Source organism: Zavarzinella formosa DSM 19928 (assembly GCF_000255705.1).
GTDB classification, from domain to species: Bacteria; Planctomycetota; Planctomycetia; order Gemmatales; family Gemmataceae; genus Zavarzinella; species Zavarzinella formosa.
The window spans coordinates 637,670-651,991 of record NZ_JH636439.1 but is presented as its reverse complement, the minus strand read 5'-3'; the positions used below and the strand labels follow the sequence as shown (position 1 = coordinate 651,991).

Genomic DNA, 14,322 nt, shown 5'->3' with positions numbered 1-14,322 from the left:
TGATTATGCTTAAAGGAGACAGATATCTCCAAATCGTTTCCGCAGTAGCCGCCCCGCCTCGCGGTTTGGCCGCATCGTATAAGGGAGGCGAAGTTCCTCCAGACGCTCGAATATCTCGGCTCTCGCCAACGCCTCGGCCGCCTCGATCCCCATGTTGTACATGGAAAGATCCAACACCCGCAGGTTCTTGAGGTAATGGCACTGGACAAGTCGAGGAATCACCAAGCCATGAGGATCATGCCCATCCACGACCAATGAACGGATTCTTGCCAAGTACGGGACACGCACAAATTCGGCAATGTTCAGCGATGATAGTGGGCTGATCAGACCGATCACCGGCAGACGCGGCCACCAATACCGGGAATAATCGCGCAGACTGCCAACCGACACATTCATAGATGGCACGGGAAAACCACGGTCAAAACTTTGCTTTGAAACAAGGTGATCCCATGCTTTATCCGGCGAAATCTCCCGTTCATAATCCAGCCATGCTTGCTGAAGTTCTTCCTCATCGACTGGTTCGCCGCGTGATTCCTTGATTTGCAACCGGATGAAATTTGCATAGCCCGGTTCGTCGTGTTCCTCGACCCAATCGGAGTAGATCAATCGAGGGGCGTCGTCTTGGGGATTGTCAAAGATGGTCTCCAGAAGGGCGTCGCGTTCATTCATCGTCGCCTCCCGTCAGCAAACCCAAGGCTGATCGGAATCGTGCTTTTTGCTCGGACGTCAGATTCCAACGCGGCGATTCGGCCACCAACGCCTCTAGGAAGCAAAGCCCCGCTTCAACGAGATCGGGTGTTGTTTCTCGTTCGGTGATTTTGGCCACCGGCGGTTTGGCGGCAGTCTTCGGCTCGGCGGGAGCCGGTTTCTCCAGGCCGACTACCTCCCGGACTCCGTCGAGGAATGTTGTGCTGCCGATGGCGGCAAAATCCACAGCATCACTGTCGCCATCGAAAACACTGCCAAACAGAGAACGTTTTGCCTCCAAGGAGGCCATCACCCGTTCTTCGATGCTGTTCCGGGTCACGAAATTAATCACCCGCACCGGGCGTTGCTGGCCCATTCGGTGAACACGGGCGATGCGTTGTTCCAATACCGCCGGGTTCCACGGCAATTCCAGACTCATCACCGTGTCGGCTTCCTGAAGATTTAGCCCCACGCCCCCGGCATCTGTGCTGAGGAACATCCGGCAATCCTTCTCCTTGAAGCGAGCCATCACCGCCCGGCGTTCTTTGCCGGACATCCCGCCGTGCAGCAACGTGAAACCGACGCCGAGATCGTTGAGAACCTCGGCCGCCTTGTTTAGCATGGTTTCCCACTGGCTGAAAATCACCGCTTTGTGTTCTCCGGAGGACATCAATTCCTCGACAACGGCCCGGAATTCCTCCAGCTTCGGGGAAACATTTGTTTCTTTGTCAAACAAGAATGTGCTGTCGCAAATGAGCCGCATGTTTGAGATACACGCAAGAATCCGCTTGCGATCCACATCGGTCAAAAGGCCTTTTTGTAACAACCGGGCGAGGGCCACCACTTGTTCGTCGTAGGGTGCCTTTTGTTCGGGTTTCAATTCCACAAAGAGCGTGCTGTCCGTGCGAGCGGGAAGTTGTGTCAACACCTCTCCGCGCGTGCGGCGAAGCAATATCGGGGCGAGTCGTTCCCGGATGCGATCAAGATTCTGATAACCGACCAAGTTCCCTTTTTCATCCAACACACGATGTTCGTGCAAAAATTCAAAGGCGGGGCCAAGCCGGCGGTCGTCCACGAACTGCACGATGCTATAAAGCTCTTCCAACTTGTTTTCGAGCGGTGTTCCGGTCAGCACCATTGCATACGGGGAGACAAGTTTCTTCACCGCCCGGGAGGTTTTTGCCTCCCAATTTTTGATCCGCTGAGCCTCGTCGAGAACCACGACATGAGGCTCCCACTTGTTCAATAAATCAAGATCGCGGACAACCTGTTCGTAATTCACCAGTTTGTAGAAGCACTCCTCGGAATACTGTTCTTCGCGGACATCCTTCAAACCCTCGACAACTTGGACGGCCCGGCCGGTGAACTTGCGAATCTCGGTTTCCCACTGATATTTCACGCTCGCCGGCGCGATCACCAGCACCCGGCTCACGCCCCGTTCACGGGCGAGAATTTCGATGGCCGCCATCGTTTGGATGGTCTTGCCCAACCCCATGTCGTCCCCAAGGATGCTACGGCCCCGGCAGGCCATGAAAATCGCCCCGCGTAATTGATAGTCGTACAGCGGGATCTTCAACAGGCTTCGCAATGGGGATTGTTCATCCCCCGACTCAAGTTCGGCCAGCAGGGCTTTTTCCCGCGTGGCCAACAACATTCGCTCGTTCTCCCGGCCGATGAAGTCCAGTGCATCCGACATCACCGTGACCTGTTCCGGCACAGACTCCACGGCATCCACTAGGGCGACATAGTTCAGCGATGGCTGGGCGAAACCCGCTTTGTCAAAGAACCGGGCGGCCAGTTGGGCCAGTTTGTCCGAGTGTCGCGGCGGCAATTGCAACCGCAGCCGAAGTTGATGGGCGGTGTAATCAAGAGTGATTTCCGGCCGCGTGATCGCCGCTTTCCGCTTCTTCACCGTCTGGGGAGAATCTTGGGAAAGTTGTTCCAGCACGCCCTCGATATGCTTGCAGGTGCCGAGCGTGTTGGATTTAAAATCGGGGCAAGTGCAAGTGTTGTCCCCGGTATCAAAGCCGCGAATCGTGACCGTGTATTGGCCGTTCGTCTGCGGGTTGGTCACCTTGTAATCGGAGAACACCTGCTTGGAACCGATGTTCTCGATCACCAATTTGGCGGTCCTGGCCCGTTGCCGGCGGATGTCGATCTGTTCTTCGCGAAGCATGCCGTAAGATAATCCTTCCCCCGGCGACCAACCCGGCCGGGGCCTTCCGTGGAGAATGGCTGCGCATGAGGTCCGTCCGTCCGCTCCGCTTCGCCGTCGCCGCCGACCTGCATTACGGCACACGGCACACCACCGGCAACCGGGCGACCGAACACATCGCCGAATACCTTCGGGCGAACCCGCCGGATGTCATTTTATTGGCCGGGGACGTGGGGGCGGGAGAAGATTTTGAACGCTGTCTGGCCCTATTCGACGGGATTGACTGCCTGAAAGCCGTCGTGCCGGGCAACCACGACATTTGGGTGCGATCCTCTGATCCTCGCGGCGATTCTCGTCGGGTATACGAGGAATATCTCCCCCGCGTGAGCCGGGAACACGGTTTCCACTTTCTCGACCACGGCCCTCTGGAATTGCCGGACTCGGATGTCGCGGTGGTCGGTTCCATCAACTGGTACGACTACACATGGGACCATGAATTGTTGAAACAGACCGCCCCGGATTGGGAAGACCGTTTGAAGAACAAACACTTCTCGCGGGGCGTTCACAATGATTTGAATTTCGTGAAGTGGGATTGGGACGATCTAACCTTTACCACTCATGTGTTCGAGACGCTGACCCGCCACCTTGAATCGGCTCTCGCCAAATATTCCAAGACATTGGTGGTCACCCATCATCCACCATTGAAGGGACTGCTTTACCCGGCCCCGGAACCGCCGCCGCTCGACGCCCTGCTCTGGCGGGCTTTTTCAGGCAACACCCGCGTGGAAGAACTGCTCCTTCGGCACGCGGATCATATTCCGGCCGTCTGGTGCGGTCACACGCATTGGGCCAGACAATCTCAGTCAGGCACGATGCGGGGCTTCAACATCGGCGGTGATTACCACTTCAAACGCCTCCACCTGTTCGACTGGCCATCGGGCGAGGTGACGGAGTTGGATTTCGTCGGCGAATGACCGCGTTAATAGCCAGTGGTCAGAATCCTCAATCCCCCCGCCTCCGCGAAACCGTACTGGCAACTCATCGACAGTTGCAAATGCCTGACTGTTTTCAGCAACAGTTCGGCATCTGGCTTTGACCCCGCATCGAACAACGGGCGACTGTCTTCCGCGATCCACCAATGGTCCCGCACTTGCTGAAGTTTCAGGCGATCCGGCCGGAAGCTCACGCTGGTGCCGCCGAGGGGACGCCCACGCATTGGTTGGCTGTCGGCCAGGAAAATCGGGAAATTGTTGGTCCCGATTCGCACAATATGCGTCACTTTGGCATCTTGAATGGCTTTCAAAGCTCCGCGAGCCGCATACTCAGCGCTGCCAAACCGGCCAAGCGTTTCTTCGTTGTGCATCAACGTCCATTCGCCGGTTTTGCCACGGACCACTTGGAGTTGGGCGGCGTCGATGGTTGTCTTCGGCCCGGCCAGCACATTGCCCGGAAGGATCAAATTCTTTTGGGCCACATCGTCCAGCACGCCAAGCGATGAGGTGCTGGCAGTGGGTCGAAGCCTTTCCCGTTCAGCCGTCCATTTGTCGAACATCGGGTAAAAGACCGTCGGCCGGGGACTGCCGATCACCCCGATCTGATTGAATCCATGTTTCACCAGCAAACTAGCGGCTTGCTTCGCCGCCTCGGCCTCCGTTCCGAAATCGAAAAATCCCCTGGCGCCGTCCGTGACCACCCACACGCCGCCGACTGATTCGGCCCGCAAGTTTCGCGCCAGCATCGGCAAAAACACCTGCCGGGCGGCATTGGCGGGGACGGGCTTGCCATCCTTAAACCACACTTGGAACGGCGGCCGGGCGCCGGGGATCGTCACCATTTGGTTGACGCCGAGTTCTTGCATCAGGCGAAGCGTCTCGTCTGCGGAGGATTTGTCGTACCCGAAATCGCGCAATGTGGTTTTGCCATCCATCAGCCGGAATCGGCCCTCGACTTTGTTGACGATCAGCGAGGAAGGCTCGAAATGTTGTGTTTCATCAAGCGACTTGGGCGGCGTCCCGTTGCGGATGACCGGGAGAGGAAGCGAACCGGGGCTTTCCTGGCGGGGAGTGCCGATGATCGTCGGGGGCAGCACTTGCGGCGTTTCGGGAACTTGGGCCATCAGGCCCCCCGTCAAGCCAACCCCCCAAAACGCGGCCATTCTCACTGCTTTCACGGCCTCAACCTCCCGCAATGAAACCCGGTCAGGGAGAACTCAATCGGCTGTCTCGCGCGGAAAAATCCAGCAAAAAACGCGGATCATCGAAACGGGGACAATCGCTTTTCTCCGGGGTTCTTGACGTGAAACTCTTGGCTCCCTTGCTAATCTGAATGCAAGCGACGAACTCACCCCACCCAGGATCTCGGCATGACCGGTGACGACGACCATTCCGGCCCCAAAGTTCCCCTGCTTGTCCGGGCGGCCCGTGGCGAACAAGTCGAACGGCCTCCCGTTTGGGCCATGCGGCAGGCGGGTCGCTGGGACCCGGAGTTTCACAAAGTTCGATCCGGGCTGGGCTTTTACGAGTTCTCAGAAAACGTGGAGAAAGCCGCTCTCGCCTCCCTCTGTCCCCGGCGGTTCGGCGTGGACGGGATCATTCTCTTCTACGACATTACCACGCTGCCGTTTTCGATGGGTTTGCCGTTCCAGTTGAAGCCAAACATCGGCCCGATGCCGGACCATCCGATCCGCTCCCGTGCGGATGTGTTGAAACTGACCGAAAAGCCGGACCCTTCGACATATTCGCACATCATCGAACTGCTTCGCACGGTGAAGAAAGAATTGAACGGGGAACTTCCCGTCTTGGCGTTCGCCGGCGCCCCGTTCACTGTGGCGGCCTACTGCATCGGCACCGGCAAACACATGAACGAGACGCGAAAGTTTGCCGCCCAGCAACCGGAGACGTGGAAACTGCTCCTCCAGCGAATCTCGACGGCCACCATCGGCTTCCTCAACACGCTGATCGATGAAGGGGCGGCCGTCTACCAACTCTTCGATTCATGGGCCGGTGACCTCACGCCCACCGAATACGATGAATGGGCGCAGCCGTACCATCAGGAAATTTTAGCCGGAGCGGCCGGCGTCCCTCGCGTGTTGTTCGTGAAAGAAGGCCCCTACCTTGAGCGAATGTGCCGGACTGGGGCCGAAGTGATTAGCCTAGGCATCCAACACGACTTGGCCGCCGCTCGGCGGGATTATCCTCATCTGGTGTTTCAAGGAAACGTGGATCACGACATCTTGCGGGACGGCACCCCCGAACAAGTGGCGGCCGATGTGCGACGTTGCCTTGCCCAAGGCGGCGGACAACGCCACATCGTCAATCTGAACCACGGGGTGGACAAGGCCACGCCGGTGGCCAATTTTGAAGCATACATTCGGGCGGCAAAGGGGGAATGAGGGGTTTCAAAGTTTTGAGAGAGGCACCCGATGTTTCCGAGGAGATCGAAACCTCTCTCATGCTTACCGCATTTTATTCTCATTTCACTTGCCGTATCGCTCGCTCACGGTCGCTCATAACAGAACAATCTTGCGCTCCACTTGCTCGTATGGAGAAATCACCTGGCGCCTTTGTCTGTGGCGTCCGCAGATTGGGAATACTCGTGGCACAGGCAAACAAGCCAGAAACCGCCACTCCAATCAAAGCGAACAATAGACGAATCATGTGAAACCGCGAGGATTCCTTCGATGCTTGAAGGGCAGAACGAGGTGAGAATCGGAATCTGATGCCAATTTTCGGAGATTTTGCCGGACAATGCCAGCGGAAAGCAATCGGGGCGGCGCTTTTGCTGACGGCACATGACTTGCATGAAAATCCTCAAGCTCTCTTCGAAGTTCCCAATGACTGGTGAAATGATGAAACTGACTCGTGTGCTTGTGGTGGATGACAATGAGGACGCGGCCACTTCCTTCGGCGAACTACTAAACATGGCGGGCTATCAGGTGAAAACGGCGTTCAACGGGCGGGAAGCCTTGTTGGTTGCCGAGTCATTCCGGCCGGAAGCTTGTGTGCTGGACATCAACATGCCGGAAATGGACGGGTATCAGCTTGCTCGCCAGTTGCGCGACCAGAATCCCGATCATCCTCCCGTCTTCGCCACCGTCACCGCCAAAGGGGACTATGGCCATCTCGGGCAAGCGGTCGAAGCAGGCTTTGATCTGCACTTCACCAAACCTGCCGATCCGCAAGAAGTGATGGAACAATTGGAATGGTGCATGGGCAAACAGGTCGGATGATTTGTGACTGCAATGCGCCGGGAATTGCCCAAGATTCCCGTCATCTGTTCTCCTCAAACTGCCAATCACTGACGCGATTATTCCACAGACAACAAGGCCAAAATCCCCTCACCCTTGTCGGTCTTCTTGCGATACAATCGCCTTGGCTCCCCGCAAATACCTGACAACCCTCCAACGTCGGCAATTCCATGAAGAGACACAACACCTGTCCCGAGTGCGAGGCGGCATTCGATTTTCGGCCCGGTTTGGTCGGCCAGACGATTCGTTGCCAAACGTGTTCGCATGTGTTCATGGTGAAGGGACCGGACGAGGACGCATCTTCTCAATCAAACAAACCCAAATCGGCCGCCACCGCCCCGCCGCCGTTGCCACCCAAGAAATCCCGACGGGACGCCGAAGACGACGACCGCCCCCGCGCCAAAAGGAACTCCTATGACCGCACGGGAAACCGACGAGACCGCAATGACGACGAGGACGAACCTCGCAACAAGGCCGCCCAATATCGGGAACAGGATGACTTGGCCGGCGGCGGCCGGGGTGGGAGTAGCCCAAAGCGAAAATCTGGCGGCTTGATGATCGGAGTGATCGCTTGTGTGGGCGTGTTGTTCGTGGCTGTTCTCGCGGGGGGAGTCGCCTGGCTGGCCTGGCCGGACAAAACCAAGATGAGTTCCACCTCATCTCAGATGGCGTCCAACACCGGGAAGAACGAAGCCTTCACGCCGGTGAGGCCGCCTCGAAATGACGAACCCCGGAACCTTGATGACATTCTTAATCAAGGCAAACAGAACTTCCCGGCCGATCCGTTTCAACCTCCAAATATTCAACTGCCTCCGAACCAACCATTCCCGCGAGATCCGTTCGGTCTTCCGAAGACCGTCAAGCCGCCAGTGGCGCTGCCCAAAGGAGAAAACCTCGTCATCAAGCCGCTGTTTCCCGCCCCGGTTGATGCAAAACTCACCCCCGCAGACTTCTTGGGGAACACCACGGAGATTCCCTCGCCGCACCCGATCACCAAGGTGATCCCCGCCGGAAGCGGCCGATATTTGCTCCTGCATCACGAATTGCATCAAAAGGTTTCCGTGCTGGATGTCCCCGCCGCCAAGATCGCCAAAACGATCCCTCTTGGGCAACCGAAAACAATAATCGCCGGAGGGCATGATTTCTTCGTGGCCTACCTGCCGGACACAAAGGAGTTTCAACGGTTCAGCCTCCAGACAATGGAACCGAACCAAAAGATGGCAAACCGGGTCGGCGGCGAGATCGGGGCCATCGGAATGGGAGCCGCATCAAACGGCCCCGTGGTGATTTGCCTGAAGGAAAAATCAGCCGGGCGTGATGAAAAAAGAGCGATCCAATTCCTTGACCCGAACACGATGCAACCGGGGAACTATGGCATCGGAGGCCAGCGAATCACCTTTCCGCTCGGGTTGGCTGAAAAACCCATCGCCTTGAATGTCAGCGGAAACGGCGGCGTGTTCACCGCATGGACGAAAGAATTCCCGGCCGGTGTCTATAGCTATGTGTTCGGCGAAAACGGCCAAGCGAACCGCTACTTCGAGCACATTGGCCCCCGAACCGTGTTCCCTTCCGGCAATGGCAAATTTTTGTTTTCCGAAGGAAGAATTTACGGACCGGACGTCAAGCCGGTCACGGAACAAGTCGGCGGCTTCAATCACAAAATTTGGTATCTCCCGGCAGTCACCGGGCCGGAATATCTGATGATCGAAGAAAAGCGTCAGGGCTTCGACAAAAGAACTCTGGAATTCGAGATTCGCTCGACCGCCGACAAAAACACTTCCTCAATCCCACAAGTGGATGGTATTGAGGACTTGGCTGAATCATCGCAACGGATGGGGTTTCCGATGGAACAACACTTCTTCCTGATTCCTTCAGCGAAGACGCTGGCTGTCCATCCGCTGAAGAATCAGAATTCGATCATCTTGTGCAAGGCAAAATAAAGCCCGCACAATTAACTCTTCAACTCGGCAATCGTCTCCTTCAATGACGCGATTTGTTTTGTCAGGTCGGCCAGTAACTCGCGTTGTTCCGTAATCACGCTTTCCGGGGCGCGTTTGACGAAATCGGCGTTGTTGAGTTTCTTTTCTGTCCCTTCCAGCGACTTCACCTTGTCGGCCAATTGCTTTTCGAGACGCTTCACTTCGGCGGCGGGATCGATCAGCCCCTCCAGCGACACGTAACATTCAAAATCGGCCGTCACCTGCGAAGCAGCTTGTTTCGGCTTCACCTGATCCGGGCTGGTTTTGAATTCACCCACCCCGGCGAGGAGCGTGATGAATGGCTTCAGCGCCTCGAAATCTTTGGCCACCTCGGCGCCGCACTTCACAGACACGTTCAGGGCGGTTTTGCCGTCCACCATGTAACGGTTTCGCACATCCCGAACGATTCGCACGAGTTCCTGCATCCGGGCGATGCGGGTTTCCATTCCCGTGTCCTGCCACATCGCCGGGAATGTCGGCCACGCCGTTTGCGTGACGGTGTTTCCGGCCTTGGTTGGTTCCGGAAATCCTCGCACGGGGGCCGCTTCGTTGAGCGATTGCCAGAGTGATTCCGCGAGGAAGGGCATCACCGGTTGGGCCAGCCGCACAATGGCATCAAGCACCCCGGCCAGCACTTGCTGCACCCCGGCCCGCCCGGCCGGATCTTTCATGCGGCCCTTCGCCATCTCGATGTACCAATCGCAAAACTCGGACCACGAGAAGTCATAGAGATGCTTTGTCACTTCGCTGAAGCGGAAACCGTCCAAGCTTTCCGTGATGGCATTCGCCGTCGTCACCAACCGCGAAAGAATCCAGCGATCTTCGATCGGCAACGATTCCGGCGAGATCGCCGCCGGGGTGTAGCCTTCAAGATTCATCAGGATGAACCGGGTGGCGTTCCAGAGTTTGTTGGCAAAATTCCGGCCCATCTCGAAGCGATCAGACCCTTGCTTGGCCGTCGGCAACTCGGGATCTTCGGCCAGCCACGGTCCGCCGGGCCGGAATGGCTTTTTGCAACTCGGGCAAGTGAGTTTCTTGGTCCGCATGTACATATGCTCTTGCTTCACCGGCACCCCTGCCGAGCAATGCGGGCAAATGTTCACCACCGGCATCCGACTGTCTTGGGTTTCGGTCGCCAAGGCCACCATGCCAAACCGCAGTGCATCAGTCCCATAAAGTTCAATGATGTCCAACGGGTCCACCCCGTTGCCCTTGGACTTGCTCATCCCTTCGCCGAACCCGTCCAGAATTTTTGTGTGGACGTACACATTCCGGAAGGGAACGTCGCCCATGTTGTAAAGACCCGTCATCACCATCCGGGCCACCCACAACGTGATGATGTCCCGGCTCGTCACCAGCACGCTCGTCGGGTAGAAGTGTTTCAGTTCCGGCGTGGGTTCCGGCCAGCCGAACGTTGAGTGCGGCCAGAGAGCCGAGGAGAACCAAGTATCAAGTACGTCGGAGTCTTGCTTCAAATCGCTAAACGACCATATTTTGGCAGCTGCAGACGTTGCCATCTCAAAGCCAGGCACTTCGCGCAAAGCTTGTCCGATTGGTTTGCCCGGGACTACCTTTTCAAAAAGACAACTTTCCTTATAGCTCTGGAGAGCTTGCAAAGCCTTTTCGGCTTTCTCCGTTGCAGTGCAGCATCGGAGTGTCGCTTCTCCATCCAATTCAATCACATAATCTGAACTGGAAATCCCGGTGGCCGTGAGGAAATCGCTCAGTTCAGCAATCGCTGACTGTTGAATTTTTTTGAGCTTTGCTTCATAGTCGTCATCTACGATCCCTCCGACCTGAATCATTGCAGTCCACACCGGAATCCGGTGGCCCCACCACAACTGACGGCTCACACACCAGTCACGCTTTTCGCCGAGCCAGTCGAGATAACTACTCGCATATCGTTCGGGGAAGAATTTCACACGGCCATCGGTCACGGCATCCATCGCCATTTGAGCGAGGCCGGGTTTGCCGTCGTCGCGATCAGTCATCTTCACGAACCACTGATCGGAGAGCAACGGCTCGATGATGGTCTTGCTGCGATCACTATACTTCAGCGGGATTTTGCGATCTTCCTTGCCCTCGAAGAAGCCGAGTTCCTCCATCGCGGCCACTACGGCTTCGCGGGCCTTGAACCGATCCAGCCCGGCGTATTTGCCCCCTTCGCTGTTGATCGTGCCATCCGGGTTCAAGATGTTAATCATCCCGATCTGCGGATTTCGTGTCCAACAGGCGTAGTCATTTGGATCATGGGCCGGAGTCACCTTCACACAACCGGTTCCGAGCGTCGGATCAGCCAGCAACGCATCGGCGATGATGGGAATTTCACGGCCCACGAGCGGAATGGTCACCATCTTGCCGACAAGAGCCTTGTACCGCTCATCGGAGGGATGCACACACACGGCCGTGTCGCCGAGCATGGTTTCCGGGCGGGTGGTCGAGAACCGGATGAATGTGTCCGGCATTCCCTTCACCGGATACTTAAAAGTCCAGAATCCTCCGTTGGTGTCCTCAGTTGTGGTCTCGTCATCGGATACGGAAGTTTGAAGTTGTGTATCCCAATTCACCAGTCGTTTGCCGCGATAGATGTAGCCATCGCGGAACATGCGGAAGAAGGTTTCCCGCACCGCCTTGGCGCACATCGGGTCGAGCGTGAAGCGGGTCCGCTGCCAGTCGGCCGAGGCTCCAAGTTCACGAAGCTGCCCGAGGATTCGTTTCTCGTACTGTTCCTTCCACTTCCAAATCCTGCCAACCAATTCTTCTCGGCCAAGGTCGTGCCGGGTTTTCTTCTCTTCCTGAAAAATGCGTTTTTCCACCACGGATTGCGTGGCAATGCCAGCATGGTCCGTCCCCGGAATCCACTCGGCGTTGTAACCCTGCATCCGTCGCCAGCGAATCAGGACATCTTGAAGCGTGTTGTTGAGCGCATGACCAAGGTGCAACGCCCCCGTCACGTTTGGCGGCGGGATGACAATCGAGAACGGCTTCTTCGACGGATCGGCCTCCGCATGGCCGACGGCCAGTTCATCCCAATACGCGAGCCACTTGGTCTGGGCTTCCTTGGGGTCGTAGGCTTTCGCCATTTCTGTCGGCATGGATACTGACTCGTTCAAAGAAGAAAAAAGAGTTTCACGCAAAGATCGCAAAGCAAGGGGCGGGCTAGCCGCAAAGACAACCTCACCCCCTAGCACCCTCTCCGAAACGGAGAGGGTGAACCCGACTGAAGACTTCCCGTAAACTTGCTCCCTTCTCCGCTTCGGAGAGGGGAGGCGGGGGGTGAGGTTGCTTTCGTGGTCAGGCTCAGTTCAAACCGGAAGAATGATGTCTATTTCCCGTTCACATCGAAATCTTTGAACAGTTTGTACTCGATGCTGTCCGCGAGGGCCAAAAAGCTGGCCTCAATGATATTTTCACTCACGCCGACGGTGCCCCAAATATCGGCGCCGTCGCGGCTTTCGATCACCACGCGGACGCGGGCGGCCGTGCCTTCCCTTGCGTTGACCACACGGACCTTGTAGTCCATTAATTGCATGTCGGCGAGTTGCGGGAACACCGGTACAAGGGCTTTTCGCAACGCTCCGTCGAGCGCGTTCACGGGACCGTCGCCGTCGCTGGCCGTGTGGTACACTTCGGGGCCGACGCGGACCTTCACCGTTGCCTCTGTCGCCGTTAGTCCCCCCTGATACTGCTCAATATTCACTCGATAATGCAGTCGTTCAAACCACGGGCGATACTGGCCGATTGCCTTTTTCACCAACAGGTCAAAAGAGGCTTCGGCCGCCTCGAATTCGTAACCGGCGTTCTCCAAATCTTGCACTTCGTTGAGGATCTTTTGCATGACCGCTTTGTCGTGCTGGATGTCGTACTTGATCGTCTTCGTGAGGATCGTCGATTGCCCGGAAAGCTCGCTCACCAGAATTCGGCGTTCGTTGCCCACCACTTCCGGGTTGATGTGTTCGTAGCTGATCGGGTTCTTGGCCACGGCGTGGGTGTGCATTCCCCCCTTGTGGGCAAAAGCGCTTCCCCCCACGAACGCCTGACCGTTGCGGAAGTTCATGTTCGCCACTTCGTACACATATCGGGAGGCTTCCGTGAGCCGTTGCAGGGAGCCGGGCCGAAGCACATCATGGCCGTACTTGATGGCCAGGTTGGCAATCACACTCACGAGATCGGCGTTGCCGCAGCGTTCGCCGATGCCGTTCATGGTTCCCTGCACTTGGGTGGCCCCTTCCCGCACGGCGGCCAGAGAGTTTGCCACAGCCACTTCACAATCGTTGTGCGTGTGAATGCCCACGTCGCACGTCACGACTTGCCGCACGGCCCGGACGCGCTCGGCAATCACCTCGGGCATGTTCCCGCCGTTGGTGTCGCACAGGATCACGCAACTCGCCCCGGCCTTTTCGGCGGCTTGAAGCGTGCGGATGGCGTATTCCGGGTTGGCCTTATAGCCATCGAAGAAGTGTTCCGCGTCGTAAAAGACTTCCCGGCCGGCGGCTTTGCAATACGCCACGGAATCGGCGATCATCCGCAGATTCTCTTCCAAATCCGTGTTCATGATCTCGTGGACTTGCATGTCCCACGTCTTGCCGACAATGCACACCACGGGCGTTTGCGAATCCAGCAAGGCGGTGATACAGGTGTCCGTCTCGGCGGGTGAGTTTTTGCGGCGGGTCATCCCGAAGGCCACCACTTTGGCATGCTTCAACGGGTGGGACTTCATCGCCTGAAAGTACTCGAAATCTTTCGGATTCGAGAGCGGATAGCCCCCCTCAATGTAATCCACCCCAAGTTCGTCGAGTTTGATCGTCAGTTGAATCTTGTCATGCAGGGAAAAGTTAATCCCCTCGCCCTGGCTGCCGTCACGAAGTGTCGTGTCGTAGATCGCGATTCGCATGACGCCCCAACCTTTCTCGCCGGCGGGAGAAGCCGGCAAACGAAAAAACCCCGAAGCGGTTGCTCCGGGGTGACGATTGATCTTGCTTGATCCACCCGGAGCTTTAGATTTCCGAAATAATGACCCGAACCACAATCGTGGTTGGAATCACAACGGAAATTGCTCGCACGGATGTCATTTGAACAATACTAAACGTCGGAACGGAAAGCGTCAACTCGCCGGGGAGAAAATCCTCCAAGACTTGCGTGGTTGACGGCAGAAGACCCTTGCGTCTGGTTCTGATCGGCCCACCCGAGGCGGCCGACGCCACCCCCCTGCCCCATGACGATTGCATTTTATCACCAAGCGTGCAACGGGGGGT

The 14,322-nt window shown here is 56.9% G+C and carries 9 protein-coding genes; 4 read left to right on the top strand and 5 right to left on the bottom strand.

The genetic code is table 11. The features are described 5' to 3' along the window. Positions 1 to 9: 9 nt before the first annotated feature. Positions 10 to 669 (bottom strand): TIGR02996 domain-containing protein, encoded by a 660-nt coding sequence (locus tag BGIM_RS0103615; RefSeq protein WP_020468433.1) that lies wholly within the window; start codon positions 667 to 669, stop codon positions 10 to 12. Continuing rightward, complete coding sequence (locus BGIM_RS48525; RefSeq protein WP_020468432.1) at positions 662 to 2,863, bottom strand: DEAD/DEAH box helicase; 2,202 nt, start codon at positions 2,861 to 2,863, stop codon at positions 662 to 664. Before BGIM_RS48525 ends, BGIM_RS0103615 begins: the two co-directional genes overlap by 8 nt. A gap of 65 nt (positions 2,864 to 2,928) precedes the next feature. Between BGIM_RS48525 and BGIM_RS0103605 the strand changes: the two genes are divergently transcribed. Continuing rightward, positions 2,929 to 3,816: a metallophosphoesterase family protein gene (locus BGIM_RS0103605; protein ID WP_020468431.1), complete on the top strand. Its 888-nt coding sequence runs from the start codon at positions 2,929 to 2,931 to the stop codon at positions 3,814 to 3,816. 5 nt (positions 3,817 to 3,821) lie between these two features. Here the strand turns inward: BGIM_RS0103605 and BGIM_RS0103600 are convergent, their stop codons facing one another. Beyond that, positions 3,822 to 5,012, bottom strand: coding sequence for a hypothetical protein (locus BGIM_RS0103600; RefSeq protein WP_157368590.1), 1,191 nt, complete (start codon positions 5,010 to 5,012; stop codon positions 3,822 to 3,824). Positions 5,013 to 5,204: 192 nt separating this feature from the next. Here BGIM_RS0103600 and BGIM_RS0103590 point away from each other — a divergent pair, with 192 nt between their 5' ends. From BGIM_RS0103590 to BGIM_RS0103575, 3 genes are all read left to right on the top strand, one after another. Next, the gene (locus BGIM_RS0103590; protein ID WP_020468429.1) at positions 5,205 to 6,233 is read left to right on the top strand and encodes a uroporphyrinogen decarboxylase family protein; all 1,029 of its coding nucleotides are present in this window, start codon (positions 5,205 to 5,207) and stop codon (positions 6,231 to 6,233) included. A gap of 441 nt (positions 6,234 to 6,674) precedes the next feature. Continuing rightward, the gene (locus tag BGIM_RS0103580; protein ID WP_029629711.1) at positions 6,675 to 7,070 is read left to right on the top strand and encodes a response regulator; all 396 of its coding nucleotides are present in this window, start codon (positions 6,675 to 6,677) and stop codon (positions 7,068 to 7,070) included. 188 nt (positions 7,071 to 7,258) lie between these two features. Beyond that, a complete protein-coding gene (locus BGIM_RS0103575; protein ID WP_020468426.1) occupies positions 7,259 to 9,028 on the top strand; it encodes a zinc ribbon domain-containing protein in 1,770 nt (589 codons plus the stop codon). Positions 9,029 to 9,039: 11 nt separating this feature from the next. Here BGIM_RS0103575 and BGIM_RS0103570 read toward each other — a convergent pair whose 3' ends face one another. Then, positions 9,040 to 12,162 (bottom strand): valine--tRNA ligase, encoded by a 3,123-nt coding sequence (locus BGIM_RS0103570; protein ID WP_020468425.1) that lies wholly within the window; start codon positions 12,160 to 12,162, stop codon positions 9,040 to 9,042. A 230-nt stretch (positions 12,163 to 12,392) separates the two neighbouring features. Next, positions 12,393 to 13,961 carry a citramalate synthase gene (cimA, locus tag BGIM_RS0103565; protein ID WP_029629710.1) on the bottom strand — a complete coding sequence of 523 codons (1,569 nt, stop codon included), beginning with the start codon at positions 13,959 to 13,961 and terminating at the stop codon, positions 12,393 to 12,395. Positions 13,962 to 14,322: the final 361 nt, after the last annotated feature.